Annotated in this window: 19 protein-coding genes and 1 tRNA gene; 14 read left to right on the top strand and 6 right to left on the bottom strand. The window is 61.6% G+C overall.

Annotation, left to right across the window (positions count from 1 at the left end; translation table 11 throughout):
• The first annotated feature begins 143 nt into the window (after positions 1–143).
• Together LAN70_06075 and LAN70_06070 are read left to right on the top strand one after the other, a co-directional pair.
• Positions 144–338, top strand: a complete 195-nt coding sequence (locus LAN70_06075; GenBank protein MBZ5510723.1) for a hypothetical protein — start codon at positions 144–146, stop codon at positions 336–338.
• Positions 335–808 (top strand): hypothetical protein, encoded by a 474-nt coding sequence (locus LAN70_06070; protein MBZ5510722.1) that lies wholly within the window; start codon positions 335–337, stop codon positions 806–808. Before LAN70_06075 ends, LAN70_06070 begins: the two co-directional genes overlap by 4 nt.
• Before the next feature lie 34 nt (positions 809–842).
• Here LAN70_06070 and LAN70_06065 read toward each other — a convergent pair.
• The 3 genes from LAN70_06065 to LAN70_06055 form a co-directional block, all read right to left on the bottom strand.
• Positions 843–919: transfer RNA gene (locus tag LAN70_06065), tRNA-Arg, on the bottom strand.
• A gap of 254 nt (positions 920–1,173) precedes the next feature.
• Positions 1,174–2,346 carry an N-acetylglucosamine-6-phosphate deacetylase gene (gene nagA, locus LAN70_06060; protein MBZ5510721.1) on the bottom strand — a complete coding sequence of 391 codons (1,173 nt, stop codon included), beginning with the start codon at positions 2,344–2,346 and terminating at the stop codon, positions 1,174–1,176.
• A gap of 492 nt (positions 2,347–2,838) precedes the next feature.
• Entirely contained in the window at positions 2,839–3,558 is a 720-nt protein-coding gene (locus tag LAN70_06055) for a PilZ domain-containing protein (protein ID MBZ5510720.1), read from the bottom strand.
• A gap of 161 nt (positions 3,559–3,719) precedes the next feature.
• On the opposite strand from LAN70_06055, the gene LAN70_06050 reads away from it, so the two are divergent.
• The 4 genes from LAN70_06050 (at position 3,720) to LAN70_06035 (ending at position 9,499) form a co-directional block, all read left to right on the top strand.
• Positions 3,720–5,393 (top strand): TldD/PmbA family protein, encoded by a 1,674-nt coding sequence (locus LAN70_06050; GenBank protein ID MBZ5510719.1) that lies wholly within the window; start codon positions 3,720–3,722, stop codon positions 5,391–5,393.
• A 23-nt stretch (positions 5,394–5,416) separates the two neighbouring features.
• Entirely contained in the window at positions 5,417–7,192 is a 1,776-nt protein-coding gene (locus tag LAN70_06045; protein MBZ5510718.1) for a hypothetical protein, read from the top strand.
• A gap of 93 nt (positions 7,193–7,285) precedes the next feature.
• The gene (locus tag LAN70_06040) at positions 7,286–8,047 is read left to right on the top strand and encodes a hypothetical protein (GenBank protein ID MBZ5510717.1); all 762 of its coding nucleotides are present in this window, start codon (positions 7,286–7,288) and stop codon (positions 8,045–8,047) included.
• 882 nt (positions 8,048–8,929) lie between these two features.
• A complete protein-coding gene (locus LAN70_06035; protein MBZ5510716.1) occupies positions 8,930–9,499 on the top strand; it encodes a ribonuclease HI family protein in 570 nt (189 codons plus the stop codon).
• A 3-nt stretch (positions 9,500–9,502) separates the two neighbouring features.
• Here LAN70_06035 and LAN70_06030 read toward each other — a convergent pair whose 3' ends face one another.
• Positions 9,503–10,975, bottom strand: coding sequence for a tetratricopeptide repeat protein (locus LAN70_06030; protein ID MBZ5510715.1), 1,473 nt, complete (start codon positions 10,973–10,975; stop codon positions 9,503–9,505).
• A gap of 173 nt (positions 10,976–11,148) precedes the next feature.
• Here LAN70_06030 and LAN70_06025 point away from each other — a divergent pair, with 173 nt between their 5' ends.
• From LAN70_06025 to LAN70_06000, 6 genes are all read left to right on the top strand, one after another.
• A complete protein-coding gene (locus tag LAN70_06025; GenBank protein ID MBZ5510714.1) occupies positions 11,149–11,583 on the top strand; it encodes a hypothetical protein in 435 nt (144 codons plus the stop codon).
• A gap of 196 nt (positions 11,584–11,779) precedes the next feature.
• Positions 11,780–12,751, top strand: coding sequence for a glycosyltransferase family 2 protein (locus tag LAN70_06020; GenBank protein ID MBZ5510713.1), 972 nt, complete (start codon positions 11,780–11,782; stop codon positions 12,749–12,751).
• A gap of 465 nt (positions 12,752–13,216) precedes the next feature.
• Positions 13,217–14,749 (top strand): hypothetical protein, encoded by a 1,533-nt coding sequence (locus LAN70_06015; GenBank protein MBZ5510712.1) that lies wholly within the window; start codon positions 13,217–13,219, stop codon positions 14,747–14,749.
• 258 nt (positions 14,750–15,007) lie between these two features.
• The gene (locus LAN70_06010; protein MBZ5510711.1) at positions 15,008–16,204 is read left to right on the top strand and encodes a pyridoxal phosphate-dependent aminotransferase; all 1,197 of its coding nucleotides are present in this window, start codon (positions 15,008–15,010) and stop codon (positions 16,202–16,204) included.
• Between the two features lie 272 nt (positions 16,205–16,476).
• Positions 16,477–18,546, top strand: a complete 2,070-nt coding sequence (locus tag LAN70_06005; protein ID MBZ5510710.1) for a transketolase — start codon at positions 16,477–16,479, stop codon at positions 18,544–18,546.
• Between the two features lie 356 nt (positions 18,547–18,902).
• Positions 18,903–19,829, top strand: coding sequence for a DMT family transporter (locus LAN70_06000; protein ID MBZ5510709.1), 927 nt, complete (start codon positions 18,903–18,905; stop codon positions 19,827–19,829).
• Between the two features lie 33 nt (positions 19,830–19,862).
• Here the strand turns inward: LAN70_06000 and LAN70_05995 are convergent, their stop codons facing one another.
• Positions 19,863–21,173 carry an FHA domain-containing protein gene (locus LAN70_05995; protein MBZ5510708.1) on the bottom strand — a complete coding sequence of 437 codons (1,311 nt, stop codon included), beginning with the start codon at positions 21,171–21,173 and terminating at the stop codon, positions 19,863–19,865.
• A 12-nt stretch (positions 21,174–21,185) separates the two neighbouring features.
• Entirely contained in the window at positions 21,186–22,796 is a 1,611-nt protein-coding gene (locus LAN70_05990; protein ID MBZ5510707.1) for a serine/threonine protein kinase, read from the bottom strand.
• Between the two features lie 309 nt (positions 22,797–23,105).
• Between LAN70_05990 and LAN70_05985 the strand changes: the two genes are divergently transcribed.
• Positions 23,106–24,707, top strand: a complete 1,602-nt coding sequence (locus LAN70_05985) for a Do family serine endopeptidase (GenBank protein ID MBZ5510706.1) — start codon at positions 23,106–23,108, stop codon at positions 24,705–24,707.
• Positions 24,708–25,082: 375 nt separating this feature from the next.
• Positions 25,083–25,466 (top strand): peptidoglycan-binding protein, encoded by a 384-nt coding sequence (locus LAN70_05980; protein MBZ5510705.1) that lies wholly within the window; start codon positions 25,083–25,085, stop codon positions 25,464–25,466.
• The last annotated feature ends 24 nt before the right edge of the window (positions 25,467–25,490 follow it).

The following is a 25,490-nucleotide window of genomic DNA, read 5'->3' as shown; positions in this document are numbered from 1 at the left end:
CGCATCCGTCTTGGCGGCCCGCGTCAAGCAGAGCCACCACAATCCGTTCGCTGCCCAAAGTGCGGGCGGAATTTCGATGTGCCCGGCGAGATTGTTGACGGGTCTTAATATGGAATCCACGAAGAAAGCCAAGAACACTTGCCGTGGTGCTGTTTGTTGTTGCGCTGGCGTTGTGGGGCGCGACGATTAGCCACGATACGCTTGGTTTCGTTCCGCTGAATGGTGCGCAGGCCGTGGGGTACGATTTCTGGACGGCGCTGATGTGGCTGCTATTCATTTATGCGGCGCGCCGGTTGTATCTCGCATTTCGCAAGAAAAAGAAGGCGGTAGAGCAATGACAAAGCAGCCCGCCAAGAAGCGCTTCGCTGTCGGCGCTAAAGTGCGTGTAATAACGCCGGGAGTTAACGGGGTTGTTATCCAAGTAGATGATGAACCCCGCGCGATGGGGGAATACTGGCACAGAATAAAAACGGAACGCGGGGAACGCAGAGACCCCGGCTCGAATCTCGAACTTATTCCAAAGCCGATTGGTGGCGAAGCGGCCCCAACCAACACGGTCACGAAGAGCCAACTGGTAGAGTATTTCCGTAATTTGGAAAAAGCGTTAGACGAACACAAGCAGAAAGGCACGCCCAGCGGCGACCCGGTTTACCAGAAAATCTATGAGCAGCTAACCGGCGACCTTGCAGCAATTGGCATTGGACAAGACCAGATTGAAGCCTTAGCGGCACAGTGCGGGCATGGCAGCACTTTGGCCCGACTGGATAAGCTGCGCAAGAAACCAATTGGATTTTCCAGCGGCGAATAAGCTCCAGCGCGGCGCTGGCCGGTAAGTGAAACGCTGGAGGGGCCGGGCGGATTCGAACCGCCGACCTAGAGTTTAGGAAACTCTTGCTCTATCCAACTGAGCTACGGCCCCAGCAGAATCAGGTTAGCACGTAGCCAGCCGAGCGGAAAACCGCGGGGTCAATCGGGAACGAGATCGGGCTTTCAGCTTGTTCGCTCTGTCGCCCGCTGAAGCGGGCTTGACCTTCCTTTGATCCCTCCCCACGGCTTACCAGGCTGCGGAAAAAAAGGAGAAAAGCAGCTCCCTCGCGGACTAAAGTCCGCTCGGGATGACACAAGTAAAGGACTTCTGCGGCACGACTAAAGTCGTGCCCTGATACACGCCTGTCAGGCCACCGCCACGCCGGCTACGAAGGTATGCATCGGTTGCCCATCGGGCGTCAAGACAACAATGTCGGCGTCGGCGCCTTCCACGAGCTGTCCCTTGCGTCCCGCGAAACCGGCGACTCGCGCGGGATTCAGCGTGGCCATCCGGACCGCATGCCGCAATTCGCAGCCGGTGAATTGCATGGCGTTTCGCACCGCGCGATCGAGCGTGAGCACGCTACCCGCCAGGCGCCCGTCGTGTTCGGCGCGCTCGCCGCGCACTTCGAACTCGAATCCGCCGAGACGATAACGGCCATCGCCCATGCCGGTGGCGCTGAGGGCGTCGGTAATCAGCACGGCGCGTTCGACGCCCTTGGCGCGCAGGAACAGGCGCACGACATCGGGATGGACGTGAATTCCGTCGGCAATGATGTCGGCGGTGAGCCGGTCGTCCGCCAGCACCGCGCCCAGGATGCCCGGCTCGCGATGGTCTAAGGCGCGCATGGCGTTGAAGGTGTGGGTGGCGTGGCGTGCGCCTGCGGCAATCGCCGCTGCGACCGGGGCGAGCAAACTGTCGCTGTGGCCCAGGCTGACGCACACCCCGCGACGCGCCGCCTCGCCGATCAGGTACTCCGCCTTGGGCAATTCCGGCGCAACCGTCATCAGCGAAACTTTTCCCCGCGCCGCCTGCCACAACCGGTCGAACACTTCCAGAGACGGCGCCAGCAGATGTTCGGTGGGGTGCACGCCGCGCTTGGCATGGCTGAGGAATGGGCCCTCCAGGTGGATACCGAGCGGCTGGGCGCGCAGGCTGCCGTTTCGCTTGCGGGCGGAGGTGGTTTCGATCGCCGCCGCCAGCCTGTCCAGGGCAACGTAGGTATCGTCCAGCGGCGCCGTCACCGTCGTCGGGAAATAGGCAGTCACGCCGTGCTTGACCAGGAAACGCTCGATCTCCTCGAGCGCGGCGGCATTGGCGGCCATGACGTCATGTCCGGCGCCTCCGTGAATGTGGATGTCAATGAACCCGGGCGCCAGGATTGCGCCCGGGAAATCGCGCACCTGCGCGCCGGCGGGAATCTCTGAGTGGTCGCGCGCAGTGACCTGCGCGATGACTCCATCCTCGATGACCAGCACCGGGCGGGAGATCTGCTCCAGCGGTGTCAGCAGCGCCGATGCGGTTAAGACCGTTCTCACAAGCCAGGGTGTCCTCGGAGCATCTTATATGCGTATGCGGCGGGAATGGAAACCGAAGCCGCGGAGCAGCGGATCTGAATTCACCACGGAGGCACGGAGACACGGAGGAATGAAGGACTCAAGATCAAGAAGTCAGAATACGCAGGAACACGGCACCGAGGCGGTGCACCGCGTTGTTCGACAGAAGCTGCCTTGCACCGCTGGTGTCGAAATCACTGCGTCGGGAATTTGGCGCGGCGCCGGCCGTTGGTGCCGCCGCCGATGATGACGACGATGGCTGTCAGGAATATGGCGAAAAAGACGGCCAGGCTGAGCGTCATGGCGAAATTGTTGGACATCGCTCCGACCTCCTGTGCCCAGTGCCAGCCGCGGTACTTTGCCCGGCACGAGCGAAAGTAATTTTTTAACGGCCACAGTCGCCGCAAGCGGATCGGGTTGAACGGTTGTGGCAGTGGCGCTTCCATTCTTGTTCGCATGGCCCGTGTACTGCCGTTACGCGGAGGCGGCGTCGCACTTGAGGCGGACGCGCCATTTGCCCGCTTCGCGCTGGCCGGCGACGGCCAGGACGTACCCTTTGGTGATGCGGTGAGCAAAAGTGATCCGCAACGTCGCGCCGGGTTCCACGATGTTCTGCAGCAGCGCCGTACCCTCCTGCGGGCGAGTGAACACCAACTCCACTTTTTCGGCGAACGGCAGACGGATGGCCGAGAGGCCCGCGATCATAGCCGGGATACGGCCGATTTCGGCCGGCGGTGTGAGCGCCGGCTGCTCCTCGACGGCAAGCTGGCCGGCAGCCTGAGGCTGTCCGGCAGCCGGGGTCGAGGCCTCGGCCACGGGAGCGGGCGCCTCTTTTTTGTCTGCGCTGCGCGACCCCCCGTCTTTGCTGGGGAAATACACGCCCCAGAAGTTGCCGAGAGCTTCGTCAAATTCGATGCCGTAGTGCGAGGCGGAGCGTTTGTCGAGCCACACCACCCGCGCCGCTTGCGGGTTCTGGCCGTGGTGTATGGCGACTTGCAAGCGCTCGCCCTGGGCCAATCTTGCGGGCGTGCTGGTGACGCGGATGCGCGCACCATGCTTGCTTACCGAGGTGGTTTCAGCGTGGAGAACACGGTCGTCGCCGCTCACGACAGAAATCAGGATCTTCAGTTGAACGCGTGCGCTGCGCCGTTTGAACGCCCTGGAGAGGGCGTTGGGGATCGGTGCGGATTGCATCCTTGGATGATCGCCTGTACGCCTCGGCATCACAAGTAACCAACGACCAGCGATTTTCGTCATGCGGAAATGGCAGCAAAGTGCAGATGTTGTGATGTAAGTTACCGCAAGTACTGGGCGCTTCCGTTATATAGTGCACCCACCCAATACTTGAGGTGTCCTTGCGCACGCGCATTGCGGTCTTCCTTCTGCTGCTATGGTCCGGGGTTGCCTGCGGCCAGTCCGACGCGCTCCTCAGCACGATGAAACAGGAGCTGAACCGCTCCTTCGAGGCGCTGAAGAAGACTGCGACGCCGCCCTACTTCATCTCGTACCAGCTCACCGATAATCGCGCGATCTCGGTCCAATCGTCGTTCGGCGCGCTGACTGCCAGCAGCGATGCCCGCACACGCTTGCTGGATATTGACCTGCGGGTCGGGGATTACAAGCTCGACAACACGCATTCCGGCGGCGAAGGTTTCGACCCCCGGACCGGCTCCCAGGCGGCGGTCAGTATTCCGATAGAGGATGACGCGCAAGCGGTGAAAGTCGCCCTGTGGCTGGAAACCGATCGGCATTACAAATCCGCGGTGCAGCGGCTGGAGGCGATCAAAACCAACGCCCAGACCCGGCCGCCCAAGGAAGACCGTTCGCCCGATTTCTCGACGGCACCGCCGGAGAGCTCCCTGGAAGCGCTGGCGCCTTTCTCCTTCGACCAGCGAGCGTGGGAGGCGAAGGTTCGCAAGTACGGTCGTGTCTTCCGCCAAGATCCCAATATTTTGAGCGCGCATGTCAACGCCAGCGGGGAGATCGAAACCCGCCGCTACGTCAATACCGACGGCAGTGAACTCCGCATCTCCATGCCGTTATACCGGCTCGATATTTCCGCAACCATCAAGGCTACCGACGGAGAAATCCTGCCGCTGCACCGGCAGTTCATGTCATTCACGCCCGAAGGCATGCCGGGCGAGGAAGCCGTCATGCAAGCGGTGTCCGAGATGGTGGCGGGTCTGGTTGCACTGCGCAATGCTCCGGTGGGAGATGCGTATACCGGGCCGGCCATCCTTTCCGGCCGCGCCAGCGCCGTGTTTTTTCACGAGGTCTTCGGGCACCGCATCGAGGGCGACCGGCTCAAGGGGGACGACGATGCCCAGACATTCAAGAAAAAGCTGAACCAGCAGATCTTGCCGAAATTCCTGTCCGTGTATTCGGATCCCACGCTCAACCACTACCACGGCGCAGACCTGGTCGGTTATTACTCGTACGATGACGAGGGCGTCAAGGCGCGGCGCGTGCAAGTGGTGCAGAACGGCGTGTTCAGGAGCTTCTTGACTTCGCGCTCGCCGATGGCAGGATTCGAACACTCCAACGGCCATGGCCGCCGCCAGCAGGGCTACCCGACGATGTCGCGGCAATCGAACCTGGTGGTGGAAGCTTCGCAGTCGGTTTCGCGTTCCGCGCTGAAAAAGTTGCTCATCGAGCGCGTCAAGGCCGCCAAGAAGCCCTATGGACTCCTGTTTGACGATATCGAGGGGGGCTTCACCTTTACCGGGCGGAACGTGCCGAACGCGTTCAGCGTAATGCCGACGGTGGTTTACCGGGTGTATCCCGACGGACGCGAGGAGAGGGTTCGGGGGCTCAACCTGGTGGGCACGCCCCTGATCGCATTCAGCAAAATCAGCGCCGCCGATGACGCGCCCGACGTCTTTAATGGCGTGTGCGGCGCCGAATCGGGATGGGTGCCGGTGTCGGCCGTAGCGCCGGGCTTGCTGGTGGACCAAATCGAGGTCCAGCGCAAGCCGAAAGCGCAGGATCGTGATCCGATTCTGCCCGCGCCCAACGCGGAAGCCAAGTAAGTCATGACTCGGGGAGGACGCGCGTGAAATTGTCTGCCTGCCGCTGGTTGCTGGTGCTGATCGCCCTGCTGCCATCCGCTTTCGCCCAGGAAGACGTCGTCATGAAGGCCATGGGCGACGAACTGGACCGTTCCGTCGCCAAGCTGAGCCTGCCCAGCCTCGACAAACCTTACTTCATCGCCTATCGCGTCGACGACGCGAATGATGTAGCCATCTCGGCGACGCTGGGTGCGCTGACGGGGAGTGTGAGCAACCGTTCCCGGGTGCTGACCCTGGAGGTGCGGGTCGGCAGTTACGCGCTGGACAACACGAATTTTCTGACCGCGAGTTCCATGCAGTTTGGCGGAGGCCGCCTGTTAAGCCGCCAGATCCTCCCGCTGGACGACGATTACGACCAGATTCGCCGCTCCATATGGCTGGCGACCGACCGCGCTTATAAGGCCGCGGCCGAGGAACTGGCGCGCAAGCGGTCCGTGCTCGAACAGCGCAGAAGCAGCGCCATGTTGCCCGATTTCACGCAGCAGCCCGCGGTGACGCTTCGCGAAAATCCCGTTCCGATCTCCGTGAACACCGCGGACCTGGAGAAGTTGGCGCGCGATCTATCGGCTGTGTTTCGCGATTCACCCGATATCCTGGGCTCGTCCGCCGCCATTTCCGTGCGCAATGTCTTCACCCGCTATGTCAACAGCGAGAAGACCTCGTTCACGCGCGCGGAACCGTTTGTCAGCGTGACCGTGAAAGCCGAAGGAAAGTTTGCCGACGGCCTGCCGCTCCAGGATTCCTACGAAACTTATGCCCGCAGCCCGGAGGCGCTGAACGCCGCCGAACTGACCAGGAACGCGCGCGCCATGGCGGCCCGCATGAAGGAGGCTCGCTCCGCCGCCATCCTGGACCGCTACACCGGACCGGTGTTGTTTGAAGGGGAAGCGGCGTGCCAGGTGGTCGCGGATGTGTTCGCGCCGGGCCTGGCCGCCGGCCGCTTCCCGATCTTCGATCAGCCGCAGATGGAATCGGGTATGCAGCAGTTCTTCGCACAGTTCGGCGGCGTGGACCTCGCCGACCGTATCGGGGGACGTGTGGTTCCGGATTCCATCGACGTTGTCGACAGCCCTTCGCTGGAATCCTTCCGCGGAATTCCCCTGCTCGGCTCGCGCCGCATTGACGACGAAGGCGTACCCAGCCGCGAGGTCAAACTGGTGGAGGGAGGAATTCTCAAGACGTTGCTGGTCACCCGCGATCCTACGGCTGACTTCAAGGCCAGCACCGGCAGCCGCCGTGGACTGGGCGCCATGCCCAGCAACCTCTTTTTTTCCGCGCGCAAGGGAATCAAGGAACAGGAGCTGCGGAGCCAACTCCTGAAATTGGCCAAGCAGCGGGGCAGCGAGTATGGCATTGTCGTCCGCCGCTTGCCCATTGCCGGTCTTCACCCCCTGATTCGCCTGGTCGCTAACATGGGAATGCCTGGAACGGGCTTAAGTTCCGGCATTGATATCGTCATGCTGTATCAAGATGGCCATGAAGAGCGGATTCGCAGCGTGGAGCTTCCCCAGGTGAACATTCCGGCTTTCAAGGACATCATTGCCGCCGGCGACACCCCCACGGTGTACAACGGCCCCTTCATTCCGCTGCTGAATTCGATTTTTTCCGGCATGGGGAGTAGCGGGCTGGATCCGCAGTCGTACCAGGTGGTTTCGTACATTGCGCCGTCACTGCTGTTTGAGGAACTGACGCTGAAGAAAATCAGCGCGCCGGCGCCCAACGCGCCGGTTGCCTCGTCCCCGGTACTGGCAGGCAAATAGGGCCGGCGGCGCCGGGCCGGCGCAGCCGAATTTTTCATGGTCCCGTAATCTGCCGTTCATCACCGTTTCACACCCCCGGGATTGAATGGCGGCATGGAAACCGCGGAAAAAGCGTCATCAGCCACTCCAATTTATGTCGAGCTGCTCCAACTGACGCTGACCGCCTGCGAGCTGGCGCGGCAATCGGCGGCTGCCACCGCCGACGCGCTGGCCAGCAAATCGCCGGAGGCGTTGGCCGAGATTGCCGACTGCGAGCGCAAGCTCGACCTCATTGACCGCGAGCTCGACGAGCGCGTCGCCTATGCGGTCACCCTGGTGGAAGCCGCCGACGCCCGCGAGCTGCTGGTTTGCATGAAGTTTCTGATCGACCTGGAGCGCATCGGAGACCTGCTGTGTTCGGCCGCCTCCTGCGTCCAGGTGCTGGACCATACGGTGGACATGGCCGACATCAAGGACCTGATCGAGATGGCGACCGCGCTGGAAGCGATGCTGCGGGACGCGCACGATGGACTGGCGCGGCGCAATGTGGAGATTGCCGTCGGCATCGTTCGCGCCGACGCCGAAATCGACCGCCGCCGCAACCTGCTCCTCTTCCGCATCCTCAATGGCCTGACCTCGGCGACGCGCAACGCCGTGCACGTGCTGTTCATCGCCAATGCGCTGGAACGCTCCGGCGATCACGCCGTCAACCTCGGCGAGGAAATCTGCCACATGGTGACCGGGCACAGCATCCGGCACGTCCGGCGGGAAACCGACAAGTCGTACGAGCAGCGTTATCTCGACTGGTTGCGGGGCCACGAGGGCAGCGTGAATCCGGCTGCGGTGGGGCAGGAGGGAAGTACGAGGGAAAATTAAAAGGGCCGTGACATTGGTTATGGTCTAGCCGCCGACTCCTGCGAGGGAGTTGACAACGTGGACGCATGTACCGTCACAGCCCCTAGTGCAATCGCTGCTTTCGCAGTGCCGAACCCCAACGGAACCTCGCAGAACCGTCGGTTTTTTCGGGTCCGGCCGCTCAACGAGTTGCCTCGCCTTGCGGATCACCCAGTCTACTTTGGACTGGCGACCGATGATTGACGCCAACCCTTTCGACCGTCGACGTGTTGGAGATTAGCAGGTTCGAAATTAGAGTCAATGCCCGTTTCTGGTGCAATTGTGGAAAAGCCTGCGGAAAAGGGGCGGAAAACGTGGATTAAATTCAAACTTTCGATTTTTTTCGTAAATGATGGCTGCGGCGCAGCTTCGGCGACCAGGCTACGACCGGGGCGGATCCTGTGACAGCAACTCGGCATCATGTTTGGGGAGGACTGCAGCCGTCGCTAGAGAGTCTGTGTAGTAAGTGCGCCGCGCCGCTGGCGCTCTGCGGAGAGAAACCAGGCGGCAAAAATTAAAAGGGCCGTGACATTGGTTATGGTCTAGCCGCCGACTCCTGCGAGGGAGTCAACAACGTGGACGCATGTACCGTCACAGCCCCTAGTGCAATCGCTGCTTTCGCAGTGCCGAACCCCAACGGAACCTCGCAGAACCGTCGGTTTTTTCGGGTCCGGCCGCTGAACGAGTCGCCTCGCCTCGCGGATCACCCAGTCTACTTTGGACTGGCGACCGATGATTGACGCCAACCCTTTCGACCGTCGACGCGCGGAATACTACTCCGGGAATTGCAATTGTCAACGCTCATGATTGGTGCAATCAGAATTTTTGTAGAGGTCATTCACAGATTTGTAATGTGCACAAAAAATGGGCGTTGACGATGATCAAAATCACAAGCAGCGGTTATCCACAGATTTTTCCACAAAACGCGCTAAATCGCGCGGTTTTCAACAGATGCACCAAATGAATGTCTTGACCGAGAAAACCTCGATAGTTCATTGTGTCTCAAACAGGGCAGGGATGTCAGATCTGGTCGCTTATGTCGACGGCGGTTCGCACGGGAATCCGGGGCCGGCAGGTATTGGCATCGTGCTGGAGACCCCCGGGGGCGCAACCATCAGAGTTTCCAAGTGGATAGGCCACCAGGACAACAACGTGGCCGAATATGCCGCGGTGCTGGAGGCGCTGCAACTGGCCGTCGCCCGCAAAGCCAAGCGGCTGCAAGTTTATTGTGATTCGGAAGTGGTCGTTCGGCAAATGAACGGTGAGTATGCCTGCCGCAGCCCCCGCCTGTACTCCCTGAACTGGACCTGCCGGAAGCTTGCCCGGGCGATGGAATTCACCATCAGCCACATCCCGCGTGAGGCGAATCTGGAGGCCAACCACCTTGCCAATGCCGCCGTGCGCTGTCGCGGAGAGGCGTTCGGCTTCGTGTAGCGCTCAATGCGCCGCTTCCGCAGAGCGGAATGCCGGAACCACCATCGCAGTTTCCACGGTGGGCAGATTGAAATGGGCGAGTGCGGCCCGTTGCGCCGCGGCCATTTGCTTGTCGGCGGTAAGCTCGTAAGCCTTCACCAGCAATGCCAGCGAGCATGCGTCCTTGAAGTCCTCGCGCAGGTAGGGAATCGCCTGCAAGGGCTTGCTCTCGGCCATGAGCTGGGCTCCGAGCGCCGCGTTTAAGGCGCGCTGAACGATTTCGCTGGGACCGTGGTCGGCAATGGTTCGGAGCTGCTGCATGGCGTGCTCGGCGGTGTTTTTGTCGCCGGCGTGCAGGGCGCGCGTAACGCGCCAGCGCAGGATACGCGCCGTCTCATCCTGATGGTCGGACCTGGAAACGCTGGCGTGTTCGTTCAAAGCTGCGGCCGCGCGCTCGAGATGCTTCAGCGCCACGCTGTCGTCCTCCTGGTACATGGCCATCATGCGATACGCCTGCGCTTCGGCGAAGCCGAGATCGTGCACGTGGGCCCACTGAGCCGCGCTCTCAAACGCCTGGTCGGCAGCGCGGTAGTCTTTCTCCCACACATAGGTGATCGGGTATTGCAGCCGGCAGAGAATCCGGTCTTCCGACATCTCCGCATGCTGGTTGCAACGCCGGTATTCGGCGCGGGCGCGCTCTTCATCGCCCTTGAGCGCGTAGGTATCGGCGAGTCCCATGATGGAGAAGCCGGGCGCGATCTTCAGCGCTGCCTGGTAGTGTCCCACGGCGGCATCGAACTGGCCTGCCTGGCGCAGGATCTCGGCATACGAATCCTGGGCATTGGGTTCATTGGGCAGCACCTCGGCATAGTGCTCCATCGTCTGGATCGCTTTGGCGAAGTCGCCCATGCCGGCGTAGGCGTAGGCCGCCGAATTCAAGGCCGGCGGGTAATCGGGGTCGACCGCCAGGGCTCGGTTCAACAATTCCGCGGCGCGATCGTAGCTGTAGCGCCCCATGAGCCAGTTTCCGGCCAGCGACAGCAGTTGCTTGTCGAACGGATAGCGGGCGATCAGGTCGTTCATGGCGGCGATTCCGGACAAGAAATTTCCTTCACGGATGCCGGTGATCCAACGCACGAACAGGCGCTCGCCGTAGCTGCCCCTGCGGACCGCTGTATTGGCCCGCTGCAGCGCGGCCCTGGCCTCTTTCGGGTGCTGCGAGCGGAAGGCGATCATCAGGTGGGCCAACGCGAAGTTGGGGTCCAGTTTCACCGCTGCCCGCCACTGGCCGAGAGCGCGGTCCAGGTGGAAATTCATGGAGTCGGTCATCGCCTGCTGGTACAGGGCGCGGGCCTGGGCGGAGGTGGTGGTGACCGGCAGCATGGCAGTCGTGCCGGCCTGCGGGCGCGCGGCCGGCCGTGAGAAGTGTGCGGGCGCGTTCTGCGCAACTCCCGCCGGCGACAGGCATAGAAATGCGATCAGCAATGAGCGTTGCATCGGCTGTGATGTAGCGCGGATTTCACTGGAATGCAATCCGTTGCCGCAGCTTTCTGCAGCAACGTACCCGCGAAGGTACGTGTTGGCGATTGCGTTCCACACCGGTTCTGCGCTTAAATCGCGGCGCAGGAGGGAGGGGAATTATCCTGCCACGGGTTTGTATTCTTCGTTGGTTGGCAGTCGGCGTGTTGCTGCTGGGCGCCTCCCTCGCTTGCGCCGCGCGCGACCTGGCGGTGATCGTCAACAAGTCCAGCCAGGTCAGGAGCCTGACCTCCGCCGAACTCGGCAAGCTGGCGAACGCGTCGTTGGCGACGTGGCCGGGCGGCGGCAAGGTGACCCTGATCCTTCGCGATCCCGGCGCGCCCGCGATGAAGATTGCGATGGAAAAATTCTTCGGCACGACAGCGGAAAGAATCAAGGCGGTGATGGCCGCCAACCCCGGGTACTTCGTGGTCGTGGATTCCGACGCCGAGGTCATCCGCATGGTCGAGAGCCTGTCCGGAGCGGTCGGGCTGATTGATATTTATTCCATCACCAGCAGCGTCAACGTGGTCAAGGTCAATGGCAAGCTGCCGCTGGAAGCCGGCTATGCGCTGCACGGAAATTAGTTGTCGGTTCTCGGTTCGCGGTTTGCGGTTTTCGGTGTGCAGTAATCGGTAACCGAGATATTGGTCTGCTTACCAACCGTACTCACATCCGACAACCCGTATCCAGAACTGACAACCGATAACCGACAACCGATGACCGACAACCGAAAACCGAGAACCTGACGACTCTTAGCCCGCAGACCGTTATAATCGTCCCGTGCTGAAGTACTCCATCGTCATCCCCCTGCACAACGAGCAGGAAAACGTCACCGAACTCTATGACCGCCTGAAAGCGGTGATGGAAGCGCAGCCGGACCCGTTCGAGCTGGTGTTCGTGGACGACGGCAGCACCGACCGCACCTTTCACCTGCTGCGGGAAATCCAGGCCGTGGACAGCCGCGTGGTGGTGATCAAGCTGCGGCGCAATTTCGGGCAGACGCCCGCGCTGGCGGCCGGCTTCGATCATGCCGGCGGCGAATACGTCATCGCCATGGATGGCGACCTGCAGCACGACCCCGCCGACATCCCGCTCTTTCTGGAAAAGCTGGCCGAGGGCTACGACATCGTCAGCGGCTGGCGCAAGCAGCGCATTGACAACCTGTGGCTGCGCCGCATCCCTTCACGCTGTGCCAATTGGCTGATGGCCAAGCTCAGCGGGGTGGACATTCACGACTTCGGCACCACCTTCAAAGCCTATCGTCGCGATCTGCTTGCGCAGGTGCCGCTGTACGGCGAACTGCACCGCTTCATTCCCGCGCTGGCGTCGTGGCATGGCGCCACCATCTGCGAGATTCCGATCAAGAACACGGTGCGCGAGCGCGGCGAGTCCCACTACGGGCTGGGCCGCACCTTCCGCGTCTTTTTCGACCTGATCACCATCCGCTTCCTGTTGCGCTACCTGTCGCGCCCGCTGCATTTTTTCGGCACCATCGGCATGCTCAGCAACCTGGCCGGTCTTGCCATCGCAGCATTCCTTTTGCTCGACAAGCTGCTGACCGGCGACCACATCATGGCGACGCACGGTCCGCTGATGATCTTCGGCGCCGTGCTCATCATCGCCGGCGTGCAGATGCTGGCGCTCGGTCTGCTCGGCGAATTACAGGTCCACCACTATCACGGCTCGCAGGCCGCGCCCTATTCCGTGGACCGCGTCTTCCGCGCCAGCGACCAATCCGCGGTCACGGAGTAAGAGTTGTGGCGCACAGCCTCCCCGGAGAGAAGTCGATGGGGACGGCACGATTGCATAGGGAGTAGGCCCGCGTAACTTGTGATAAGGCGATTTCACGACAGTTATCCAAACAAAGCCCATAGCAAAGCCGCCCACGTCGCACATCACGCTTAGGCCTCCGCGCCGAAGTGGATTGAGGAAGCCCAAAATGGCACGGCATCGCTCCGCTTTTCGTTCGGAAATGCAGTTCTGGCCTTGCGAAATCGCTCACGAGAATTAAACATCGGGCTATTCAGGGCTAAACAAAGGAAATTCCAAGGTAATTCGCTTCGCCTCCTCGAAGAGTAGTTCCCACCGGCGGGACGCATCACCCCCTGAGGCGAAGGGCCCAATCTCGTCAGACCCAAGCGCGGGAGAGCCGGAGGCAAACATATGACGCCTCCAATCGGCCTCGCGGTCCTAACCCAGATCAAGAGGAGAAATACCATGAAACGTATCGCAATTGTTGCAATTGTCCTGGGCATGTTAGTGCTGGCGGTACCGAGTGTCATGGCCAATGGTGACAACGGTCCCACCGTCGTGCTCGGAGCGGACAACCCCCTTATCGATGTTCCCGCTGTTCAATCCGCCGTGAACCAGGGCGGGAAGGTCATACTGAGGGGGACATTCGACTTCGGAGTCGATGCCGGAAACCACATCATCGTTCCCGGAAGACCCGATCCCGATCAGGACGTGAAGGGCAAGAGCACAGTGTTTATCTACCAGAAGGACGTCACGATCATAGGGGAGACTGGTAAGCATGGAGACCTGCTCACGGTCGTCAAGAATGGCATGCCGCCTTTCTGGATTGGCTGGGACGGCGAGACTTACCGAAATCCGCCGTCTGGCACAGAGAACGTGGATTTCGGCAGTGAGACATTCCCACAGGATAGCCAAGGGAGAATCTCCTATCGCGACACCGGCCCCGAGATTGGATACTTAGGACACCGAACCAGATACGCTCGCGCTTTCCAAAACGTAAGCGCTACGATCAAGAACATCTACTTCGATTCCCCTAAGCACTACGGCGTAAAGGCCACTGCCGGACGCGACGTCATTCTCGTAGGCAATGTCTTCAGCAAGGTTCAGTTCGGTGGTCTCGTTCACCTTAACAATCCCTTCGGGCCCGGGACTGGGACTGCCGGCGCCACGCACATTGCGGCCGGTTTTTTGGGGATCAGTCTGTACTATGCCCCATTCGTGTATCCGGCGATCACCGGCAAGATCGATGCTGAGCAGAACTTGGTTGACGACGTGGGCACCGACCCTACCGTTAATACGCATTTCGGCGAATGTTTCGGGCTGGGAGCGCTCTTCACAAACGCCGCCGTCACGATTCAGCAGAACGAGATACGGAATATTGGCAGGCAGATGAATGGCTTGGGTCCAATTGTCTTTGCGTCCTCCATCGTGCTAGTTGACAACTATACGGCGTCGCCCCTCGTGGCCCAGAACATCGTCTACAACAGCTCGTTCATCGGGATTTGGGATCTTGCCGCGCTGCCTCCCCCGCCTCCCGGTCCTCCCCTGTCTCCCGGTCCAACGATCGAGGGAAACACCGTGAGCGACTGCGCTCTTACGGGCATCTGGTCCGACAGTTCCATTCTCGCTTCTATTGTCGGGCCGAGGGAGGGTGGCCTCATCGACAAGAACTCGATCTCCCAGGATAGCCTGCTAGGCAGTGGCCAGTCCTGCATTAAGGCAGATTTCTTGAGCGCGTGCTCGATCACCAAGAACTCGTTCTCAGGCACTTTCAGTGGGGGCTTGGTCCAACTCGGGAGTTCCAACAATTGCACGCTGCTCATGAACAAGGATCAGAGAAAGTCTATTCCGTCGGGTTCCCCGACATACATTCTGGATAGGTACTCTCCCGACAGTCCGTACTCTTCCGGCAACCTGATCAAGGGATCGTCCGGGACCGCCGTCGACAACGGCACCAACAACACAATCTCCCTCCCGCCCCGGGGTGGGATGCAGTGACGGCGCTAAGACGTGGGCCGAACTAGTTCGGCCCGCAGCCTCTCTGCACAGGTTTTCGGGTACATGGAGGATTTGTCGCTTTTCGACAGAACAGGACGTAACTGTTGATAACAGCGCTTCACACAAGTTACCTTTTTGCCGTCGACCATCGACCGTCAGCCCCGTGATGCCCATCACTGCACCCCCGCCCGCTTCGGCGGAACATTACGGGTTTCCACGAATGCCGCCGAAGGGGGCTATATAATGGCTACTCCCGTTATGGAAAAAACCGCTCGTGTCACTCCTGCACTGCGTCTGGCCCAGCGGATGTCGCGGCTGGGCACCGAGACCGCCTTCGAAGTGCTGGTCCGGGCGCGTGCCCTGGAAGCGCAGGGCAAAAGCATTATTCACTTGGAAATCGGCGAACCCGATTTCGACACGCCCGCCAACATCATCGAAGCCGGCAGCAACGCCCTGCACAAGGGCTGGACGCACTACGGCCCGTCGCCGGGCCTGCCCGAACTCCGCCAGACGATCGCCGATTACGTCTCGCGTACCCGCAACGTCAAGGTGGCGCCGGAAGAGGTGGTCGTCGTTCCCGGCGGCAAGCCGATCATGTTCTACGCCATCACCGCGCTGGCCGAGGAAGGCGACGAGGTCATCTACCCCAATCCCGGCTTCCCGATCTACGAGTCCATGATCAACTTCGTGGGCGCCAAGGCGGTGCCCATTCAGTTGCGCGAAGAACTGGATTTCCGCCTCGACGTCAAGGAACTGGCCTCGAAGATCACCATCAACACGCGGCTCATCATCCTCAATTCGCCGCACAATCCCACCGGCGGCGTGCTGACCAAACAAGACGTGCTCGAAATCGCCGCCGCCATCGGCGACCGCGACATCATGGTGCTCTCCGACGAGATCTACAGCCGCCTGCTGTTCGAAGGCGAGCCCTTCTCCATCATGTCGGTGGACGGTTTCAAGGACCGCACCATCCTGCTCGACGGCTTCTCCAAGACCTACGCCATGACCGGCTGGCGCATGGGCTATGGCGTCATGCGCGCCGATCTCGCCACCCACCTGGCGCGCCTGCAAACCAACGCCGTCTCCTGCACCGCCAGTTTCACGCAGCAGGCCGGAGTCGAGGCGCTCAAGGGCGACCAGACAGCGGTGACCAAAATGTGCGCCGAGTTCAAGCGCCGCCGCGACTACATGGTCGAGCGCCTGAACCGCATCCAGGGCTTTTCCTGCCGCCTGCCCAAGGGCGCGTTCTACGTTTTCCCCAACGTCACCAAGACCGGCTGGCCGTCGAAGAAGCTCGCCGACGCGCTGCTGGAGCAGGCAGGCGTTGCCGGGCTCAGCGGCACTTCGTTCGGCGCCTTCGGCGAAGGCTATGTCCGTTTCAGCGTCGCCAATTCCATGGAGAACATCCAGAAGGCGCTGGACCGGATCGAGGAGTGGACGAAGAAGAATTTGTAATTTGCAATTTGTAATTTGCAATTTTGAGGGCCGCTCCTGCGGCCCTTTCCATTTTGTCTGGTATTCCATGCCGTCACAAGCAGGCCAGTAGTCTTCAATTGCAAATTACAAATTACAAATTACAAATCACAAATCACTAACCCCAAACCGGTGCACACGTCACTTGCCCCTGTGACTACTCTCACTGACCCCTGCGTCTCCAGGCTCTACTCTCGCCAGTTAACAGTCCGAGGGCACTCGTGCGTTCAGGTGCCTTACCGGGGGGAGCTTCCATGGCAATCACGGATTCCAAGACCGGCGCGGTGGTGCGCGATTACTCCATTGAACAACTGAAGGAAGCCGCCAACCTGATGCGCGGCTACGACCTGGCCGTGCTGTGCGCCGCCGCCAGCGGCCATGCCGGTGGGACGCTCTCCATCATGGACATTGCCGCCGCGCTCTACCTCAAGGTCGCCAATCTGGATCCGAAAAACGCCGAATGGCCCGACCGCGACCGCATCATCTTCTCCACCGGGCACAAGGCGCCCAGCCTGTATCTCGGCTTGGCGTTCGCGGGCTTTTACCCGCCCGAGGAAGTGGTCACGCTGCGCAAGCTCTACTCTCCCTACCAGGGCCATCCGCACTGGCTGAAGCTGCCGGGCGTGGAAGCCTCCACCGGTTCGCTGGGGCAGGGCCTCAGCATCGCCGTCGGCATCGCGCTCGCCGGACGCCTGAACAACAAGACCTACACCACGTTTTGCCTCATGGGCGACGGCGAACAGCAGGAGGGCCAGATCTGGGAAGCCGCCATGGAAGCCGGCCACTACAAGCTGGATAACCTGGTCGGCATCGTGGACTGCAACCGGCTGCAGATTGACGGCCGCGTCTCCGACGTCATGAACATCGATCCCATTGAGGAAAAATACCGCAGCTTCGGATGGGACGTGATTCGCATTGACGGCCACGACATGGACCAGGTGGTGTGTGCGCTGCGGCAAGCCAAGGCGCGCATCGGCACGGGCAAGCCGCTGGCCATCATCGCCGACACCATCAAGGGAAAGGGTGTCAGCTTCTGCGAAAACGTTGCCGGATGGCACGGCAAGGCCCCCAACCTGGAAGAGACCAGGAAAGCCCTCGCCGAACTCGGACTGAGCGAACAAATTCCGCTCGACGCGCTGCTGGCGAAAGCCAAGGCGTACCAGGCCACGGTTGATTCCAAGCTCTTCGACAAGATGCCGCGCTTCAAGCGCGATTACTGGTGGAACGGTTCGGTGGACATGCAGGCGAAGATGAGACCCACGCGCATGGGCTTCGGCGAGTCGCTGGCCAAGAACGGCGCCGACGAGCGCGTGGTTGCCCTCGGCCTCGACATTTCCGGTTCCATCACCATCAGCGAGTTCTACAACGGCAAGCCGGAGCGCAAGCCGCGCTGGCTGAGCATGGGCATCGCCGAACAGTCCGCCACGGCGGTGGCGGCGGGACTGGCGCGGGAAGGGAAGCTGCCGGTGTTTGGCACTTATGCGACCTTCGCTGCGGCGCGCAACCTCGACCAGATTCGCACTTCCATCTGCTACGGCAATTTCAACGTCTTGATCGCAGGCGCGCACGGCGGCGTTTCCGTCGGTCCCGACGGCGCGACCCACCAGGCGCTGGAAGATCTATTCGCCATCTGCGGCCTGCCCAACATGGTTGCCGTGGTGCCCTGCGACAGCGTCGAGACCCGCAAGGCCACCGACTACCTGCTGATGCAGCACGTCGGCCCCAAGTACATCCGCTTCGCGCGCGAGGCTACGCCGGTGGTCACCCGGGAAGACACGCCCTTCGTTTTCGGCAAGGCCAACGTGATTCGCTTGCGGCGCGAGTCGAAGGAATTTATCGACGCCTTCGATACCGTGCTGGCCTCGCAGTACCGCGATGAAGAGGAAGACCTTTCCATCATTGCCTGCGGCCCGATGGTGCCGGAAGCCATGCGCGCCGCTTATATCCTCAAAACGGATTTCGGCTACGAAACGCGCGTCATCAATCTGCACACCATGAAGCCGGTGGACGAGGCAGCCATCATCCGCGCCGCCAAGGAGACCGGCATCGTCATCACCGCCGAAGAACACCAGATCGGCGCGCTGGCGTGGCGCGTCAGCGGCGCGATTACCGCCAGCCCCGAACTCTATGGCCGGCCGATTATCACCGGAGCGATTGGGGTCCAGGACCGCTTCGGCGACTCCGGCGCGCCCTGGGAGCTGATTAAGGAATTTGAGGTCTCGGCCGAGCACATCGCGCAGAAGGCCGCCGAGCTGATGAAGATCAAGCAACAAAGAATCTCGGCGCGCATGGATATCGGGGTGCTGACCGGCAGCCGCAACTAGAACTGCTTGAAGCGAAAAGACAAGGCAAAAGAAATTGCCGACGAGCTTCGCGCGTGGCCGCGCTGGAAGGCTATTTTGGCCGCTGGGGACGCGCACCTAAATCCTTGACCACCGCCTTGCGGAACCCGGCCACTCGCTTGTTCTTCTTCTCTTCTGACCAGCCCTCGGATTGCATGTGGTCTTCCAAGAGAGTTGCGATTTTGCGGGCTGCTTCCGTCCGCGAAATCCGCTGTTTCTGAGGGGCAGCGCCCATACCGGACAATCCTCGTTTCTTGGTGACCCGCTGCACATATTAAACACGATTTCGCGAATGAAAGCGCTCCTTTTTCTGTTGCACCCACTGTTAAGCTAGCTGCGTGTCGCGATCCCTGAAGGCGCACATCCTGCTGGTGCTGGTCACGCTGGTGTGGGGGGTGACGTTCGTCCAGATCAAGGATGCGCTGCGGGATATCTCGCCGCTGCTGTTCAACGCAGTGCGGATCACCTTCGCGTCGGCGGCGCTGGCGCTGTTTTACCGGCGTGAGTTACGGACGCTGAGCCGCAGCGCGCTGTACGCCGGCGTGCTGGTCGGAATCCCGCTGTGGCTGGGATTCTCCTTCCAGACGACCGGGCTGCGGCTGACTACGCCGTCGAAATCAGCCTTCCTGACCGGGTTCTCGGTCATCCTGGTTCCCGTATTTCTGGCCATCGGCTGGCGGAAGAAAGTGAACGCCTGGACGGTTGCGGGAGTCTTCATCGCGTTTGTCGGACTGTACTGGATGACCGTCCCGGCGGGAAACGGGAGCGGGCTGAATCTGGAGAGCATCAACCGCGGCGACCTGCTGACCCTGGGCTGCGCGGTGATGTTTGCCTTTCAGATCATCCTCATGGGACGCGCCATGCAGAAGCACCGCTTTGAAGGTGTCGCGACGGTGGAGGCGATCACCTGCGCGGTGCTGATGTTCATGAGCGTTCCGGTGCTGGAGCACGCGCACGCGGTGTGGTCGTCACGGGTAATCTGGGCAATCCTGGTGACCGGCCTGCTGGGAACGGGTGCGGCGTTCACCATCCAGGCATGGGCGCAGCAATTCACGCCGCCAACCCACACCGCGCTGATCTTCCTTTTGGAGCCGGTGTTTGCGTGGATGACGTCGTACATCGTGCTCCACGAGCGGCTGGGGAGGAGAGCAGGAATGGGAGCGCTGCTGATCCTGGGCGGCATCGTGGTATCGGAATTGAAGGGCAGCCAGGCGGAGTTGCAGGCCGAAGTGGGCGACGCGGAAACGGCGAAGTCGGAGATCTAATCAACTCCGTTGAAGCAGACTGGCCCGCGGGTGTCAGCCCACGCGGACGGATTTGGCGGCGCCTTCTTCGCGCGAGACCCTCAGGCGCTGGCCGCCGATGGAGAGGACGGCGCCGGCGGGAATAGGAGTTTTTCCGCGCGCCATCACGAAGGTGCCGTTGGTGGAGCCGACGTCTTCGATGAAGAAGTCTTCGCCGCGGTGGTAGACCTTGGCGTGCGAGCGGCTCATGGCGGTGTCGGTGGGGAAGGTGTAGGTGGCCTTGGTGCGGCCCCAGGTGGTTTGCTGTTCGCGAATCGGGTAGCGCTTGCCGTCGGGATTCAGGGAAACGAACTCCGCCACCGCGCCGTGCAGCATGGCGGTGAGTTCGCCTAGTCCGGTGCCGGTGCGCGAGGCTTCGGCGAGCGCGGCTTCGTCCACGTGGAACTCCAGCACCTGGGCGCCGAAGCTGACCACATCGCCGTGCTGCAGACGGTAGGTGCCGACCAGGCTGAAGAAGGAGTCGGCGTCCGCCACCGGCTCCAGAAAGAGCTGTCCTGATTCCACGAGCAGGCGGGCGTGCACCGGCTGCATGTATTCGTCGTTGGGGAAAGTGATCTCGCCCAGGGTGCGGCCGATGACCGCCCTCTGGGAAATATCGAACTCGCGGCCCGCCCGGCCGTCGCTACGAAGCTGCACCAGTTTGTACTTGATCTGCGGCGCGACCACGGCGGCCACCACCATGCTGTGCGAACTGACAACGCCGGCATCAGCCTGCTCGCGCCAGACAACTTCGAACAGGTCGCTAACTTCGGCTTTGCCCTTGAGGGAAAACTTTCCCGCATGGCGGAAGCGAAACCGCCCGCTCGGCGCCACCGCCTGGTGCAGCGTGTCGGAGATGAGAATCTGCTCCGGGCTGGCGGCGCCCTCGACCCGCGAGGCCACATTGACCACGTCGCCGAAAACATCGTTGGATTTAACGAAGCCCAGGCCGTAGTTGATTCCGATGCGCACCGTGACGCGGTGCGTTTCGGGTCGGGGCGAATTGTCGGCGGTGATGGCTTCCTGCATTTCGATACTGGCGGCGACGGCTTCGCAGTGGTCCTCGAAGGAGGCCATGACGGCGTCGCCGATGGTCTTGATGACGCGCCCGCCATGGCGCTCGACGCACTTGGACAGCAGGTTGTTGCACTGGAAGACCATGAGCAGCCCGGCGGAGTCGCCGAACTTTTCAAAGTAGGCGGTGGAGCCCTTGATGTCGGTGAACAGGACGGTGATGTTGCGGCGGAGCTTTTCCAGCTCGGCAGCACGGTCAAGTTGTTGGGCGTCGAGGTTCAAGATGCGGGTGACGCCGTCGTTTGGGCTCATTGCCTTCCTGCGCTACCGGTTCAGGAATTTTTCCAGGGCCTCGACATCGCGGTCGGCCAAGCCCGTGTACCGCTTGGCGCGTTCGACGTCGCCGGCGCCGATCGCGTCCTGCGCCTTGGCGAGGTTCACTTTCATGCTCGCCAGGTGAGAGGCGACATCCCCGCGCAGACCGACCCCCATTGCCTCCTGCTGCCGCTGAATACCCTCGACGCTGCTGCTGACCGAGGCGGCGCGGGCGGTGAGTTGATCAATCTCGTGCTCGATGCGATCCAGTTCCGCGGCCTTCGCTCTTGCCGCGGCTGCCGCTTCCGCCGCCGCTTGGGCATCTGCCGCCGACAACCGGTCACCTTTCTTCGCCGCCTCTTTTTTCGCGCCCTTGCTGGGCTCAGGCGGCAGGACGACCTCGGCTGGTTTGGTCTCCTCCGTCTTCGGCGCGACAACCTGCTGCTGCTTCGTGTCGTCGGCGGCGGAAGCTTTTTTGCCCCGGGGAATGTAGAGCCCGGCGGCAACCAGCACCACCAGCACGACAACCGCGCCCAGGCTGATCAACAGCCCACGATTGCTCGCCGGTTGCGCCGGCGCGGGCGGAGGTGGAGCAGCTACCGTAGACTGCGCCGGCTTGCTGGCGGTAGCGGCAGTGACAGCGGAGGAAGCAGTCGGCGCCGCAGGCGCCGCGACGGGCACGGGCGTCTGCGTCCTGGGCCGCGTGATCGGGCCGGTGCGCACGTGCGGCAGGGGAGTACGCGAGCCGGCGGCGGTGGCGTCCTGCGAGCCCTGCACCAGAGTCTTGGACTCCTGCAGATCGCGGAGCACGATCTTCACCGCGTTGCGGAAAGCGTCCGCCGACTGGAAGCGCTCCGCGGGAGACTTGGCGATCGAGGTCAGAATGATCTGGTTCAGGCCGGCGGGCATTTCGGGCTGCAATTCCACCGGCGGCGTCGGCGCCTGGTTAATGTGTGCGGCCATCAGGGAAAAACTGCTGTCGCCGTGGAAGGGGCGCTCGCCCGTCACCATCTCGTAGAGCGAGATGCCGAGTGAGTACAGGTCGGAACGATCGTCGGTGCGCTCGCCCTTCACCTGCTCCGGAGACATGTAATTCATGGAGCCGAGCGTGGAGCCAGGCGCGGTAAGCAGCGTGGGCTCGTTCTCGGCGCGGGCGATGCCGAAATCCATGAGCTTCACGGTGCCGTCCGGCGTCAACATCATGTTGGCCGGCTTGATGTCGCGATGGATCACGTGCTGCTGGTGCGCGTAACTGAGCGCGTCCAGGATCTGGTCAATGTAGGTGAGCGCGTCGGGGACCGGGATTGGTCCCCCGGCCAGACGCGCGGAGATTGCCTGGCCCTCGACAAACTCCATGATCATGACCAGTTGATTGTCAATGGTGAGGGCGGTGTGCAGCCGGGCGATGTGGGGATGATTGAGCGCCGCCAGCACCTTGATCTCGCGGAGAAAGCGCGCCGCCACCTCTTCCTGGCCGCCGATTTCGGGCAGCAGGACCTTCATCGCCTCCACCCGGTCGGTGATCACGTTGCGGACCTGGTAGACGCGGCCCATTCCGCCCGCGCCCAAGACTTTCAGGATTTCATAATCGCCAAGACGCTGGGGAGTATCGCTGGTCATCTTGCACTCCTGCTGGTGCTCTGAGAAGCTGACGAACGAGTGGAGCGAACGCCGCTGACGCGGACAATAACCCCTGGGGAAGTGGAGAAATTATGAGGTCAAGCCCGCCGGGGGTCAAGGGCTGATAGGCTGCGATTTGGGCGGCGACGTAACGACGAAGCCGCAACCCCGGCAAATGTTTTCATGATTTATAGCAACGAATTGATTAAGAGCGCGTCTAAACTGATTGAGAGTTCATTGAGCCTCGCTTGCAATAACCTTCCCTCTCGTGTATCGAATGGGTTGTACAGCCGGAGGAAATAAGAAGATATGAATCTGCGCGCCAGCGCTTTTCGGGAACGATTCAAAGCGCACCGCTGGGCATCGACCTTCGTGGTCTTGCTGACCTTGGCGGTGGGCATCCTGATCGGAACGGTGATCTCGTTTGGTGTGAAGGGGCAGGACAAGGCCGGCTTTTCGTCCGACGCCACGCCCCTGACCATCCCTTCACCCAAGCAGTTGTCCAACCAGTTCAGCCAGATCGCGAAGCAATTGGAGCCCGCGGTCGTCAACATCAATACCGAATCCACGGTGCAGAACCCGCACCGCAGGCGGACGCCAACCCCGAATACGCCCCAAGGCCAGGGGCCGGGGCAGGGGCCGGGCGATGAAGATAATCCGTTCCAGGATTTCTTCGACCGCTTCTTCGGCCAGGGGCAGGGACCGGGCGGTCCGGTCCGGCAACGGTCGCTGGGATCGGGCATCGTCGTCGACCCCAAGGGTTACATCGTCACCAACCGCCACGTCGTCGAAAAAGCCGACCGCATTCGCGTGAAATTTCAGGACGATCCGCAAGGCTCCCCTGGACATGACGCCAAGGTTGTCGGCACCGACCAGGAAACCGACCTGGCGGTCATCAAAGTGGAGATGAACAAGCCGCTGCCCTACGCCAAGATTGGGAATTCCGACAGCATGCAGGTGGGCGACTGGGTGCTGGCCATCGGCAGCCCCTTTGGGCTGAATGCGACGGTGACCGCCGGCATCGTTTCGTATGTCGGCCGCAACATTGTTCCCGGGCGGCAGTTCCAGTCGTTTATCCAGACCGACGCGGCGATCAATCCCGGCAACTCGGGCGGACCGCTGGTCAACATGGATGGACAGGTCATTGGCATCAATACCGCCATCATCACCGGCGGTGAAGGCTACGAGGGCGTGGGGTTCGCGCTGCCGTCGAACACGGTGGCGCGGGTGTACAACCAGCTCATCGGGCCGGAGCACCGGGTTACGCGCGGCTCCATCGGCGTGGAGTTTGCCGCCGAGGCGAACCCGGCCGTGGCGCGCGTCTACGGCGTCAAGTCGGGCGTCACCATCGCCAACGTAGTCTCCGGCAGTCCGGCGGACCAGGCCGGACTAAAAGTCGGCGATACGATCGTCTCGGTGGACGGGAAAACGGTAAAGAACGGCGACGAGCTGGTAAGCGATATTTCCAGCCGGAAGCCGTCCAGCACGGCGAAGATCGGGTACGTCCGCAACGGCAAGGACGGGACCACCACCGTGACCATCGCCAACCGGGCCAAGCTCTTCGCCAGCCGGTTGGGCGAGGAAGAAGAAGGCAGTGAAGAGACCGCGCCGGCGCCCAGCAAGTTGGGGCTTTCGGTGCAAAACGTCACCCGCGAAATCGCCGAACGGCTGTCAATTCCACCGGGTAAGGGAGTCATCGTCACCGACGTCAAGGCGGGATCCTTTGCCGACGACGTGGGGCTGGGCCGCGGCGACGTGATTCTGGAAATTAACAAGGAAGCGGTGAACAGCGACGACGACTTCCGCAAGATTTCGCAGAACCTGAAGAGCGGACAGGATGTCGTGTTCCTGGTGCGCCAGGGCCGGGGACGGAACCAGGGAACCATTTTCCTGGGCGGGACGCTGCCGTAAGAATGGGCCTTGCGAATTAGGCGTTAAGCTTTAAGCCGATTTTTTCGGTCGCCGGTTTTAAGTCGCAGAAAAGGGGCAGCCGCCAGTGGCTGCCCCACTTTTTTGGCCTGTATTCGCACCCGGAACGGGTGGGCCACGAGTGTGCAGGCTTTCGTGCGGCCTTGGCTGGCTTGTCTCTTAGGCTGTTCTGAATCAATCACTTACAACCAGGCAGCCCAAGTGCTGCGGAAACATTCCAGGTACATGGCCGTCGGTGCCTGGGCCTCGGCGGCGGTTTGTGCTTGAATGACGGTGACTTCGGCGCATACAATTCCCGGCTCCGGCCGAGATTCGAGAGGTGATGTTGTGAGCAGCAACCGGAACTGTCTTCTTAGTATGTTTCTGTGCCTGTTGATGTTGACAGGCATGGCATGCGCGAAGACACCACCCAAATCGAAGAAGCATGCCACCACCGCCAAGTCGGGCAAGGTGCGCAAGCGCGGGCAGAAGGCCATGGACACGGCGCGCGTGCGCGAGATCCAGGCGGCTCTGATCCGGGAGAAATTTCTGGACGGGCGGCCCAACGGCGTCTGGGACCAGCGTTCCAAGGACGCCATGCAGAAGTTCCAGGGCGCGAATGGATGGCAGACCAAGATGGTGCCCGATTCGCGCGCGCTCATCAAGCTGGGTTTGGGGCCGGACCACGCCGATCTGATCAATCCGGAGACGGCGGCCACGGCGTTCATGCCCGGCGGCGGTGGCGGTTCAGCGCAAAGATAATTCCCCCCTCCCCTATCCCCTTAG

The sequence above is a fragment of the Terriglobia bacterium genome (assembly GCA_020072845.1).
GTDB lineage: Bacteria > Acidobacteriota > Terriglobia > Terriglobales > Acidobacteriaceae > JAIQGF01.
This window is presented reverse-complemented; position numbering and strand designations above follow the sequence as displayed.

Excerpts from the sequence above, each read along its gene's own strand:
- LAN70_06035 (MBZ5510716.1), top strand. The coding sequence starts at position 8,930 with ATGGGCGTTGACGATGATCAAAATCACAAGCAGCGGTTATCCACAGAT.
- LAN70_05990 (MBZ5510707.1), bottom strand. The coding sequence starts at position 22,796 with ATGACCAGCGATACTCCCCAGCGTCTTGGCGATTATGAAATCCTGAAA.
- LAN70_06070 (MBZ5510722.1), top strand. The coding sequence starts at position 335 with ATGACAAAGCAGCCCGCCAAGAAGCGCTTCGCTGTCGGCGCTAAAGTG.
- LAN70_05985 (MBZ5510706.1), top strand. The coding sequence starts at position 23,106 with ATGAATCTGCGCGCCAGCGCTTTTCGGGAACGATTCAAAGCGCACCGC.
- LAN70_06005 (MBZ5510710.1), top strand. The coding sequence starts at position 16,477 with ATGGCAATCACGGATTCCAAGACCGGCGCGGTGGTGCGCGATTACTCC.
- LAN70_05980 (MBZ5510705.1), top strand. The coding sequence starts at position 25,083 with ATGTTTCTGTGCCTGTTGATGTTGACAGGCATGGCATGCGCGAAGACA.
- LAN70_05995 (MBZ5510708.1), bottom strand. The coding sequence starts at position 21,173 with ATGAGCCCAAACGACGGCGTCACCCGCATCTTGAACCTCGACGCCCAA.
- LAN70_06040 (MBZ5510717.1), top strand. The coding sequence starts at position 7,286 with ATGGAAACCGCGGAAAAAGCGTCATCAGCCACTCCAATTTATGTCGAG.
- LAN70_06030 (MBZ5510715.1), bottom strand. The coding sequence starts at position 10,975 with ATGCAACGCTCATTGCTGATCGCATTTCTATGCCTGTCGCCGGCGGGA.
- LAN70_06010 (MBZ5510711.1), top strand. The coding sequence starts at position 15,008 with ATGGAAAAAACCGCTCGTGTCACTCCTGCACTGCGTCTGGCCCAGCGG.
- LAN70_06015 (MBZ5510712.1), top strand. The coding sequence starts at position 13,217 with ATGAAACGTATCGCAATTGTTGCAATTGTCCTGGGCATGTTAGTGCTG.
- LAN70_06055 (MBZ5510720.1), bottom strand. The coding sequence starts at position 3,558 with ATGCAATCCGCACCGATCCCCAACGCCCTCTCCAGGGCGTTCAAACGG.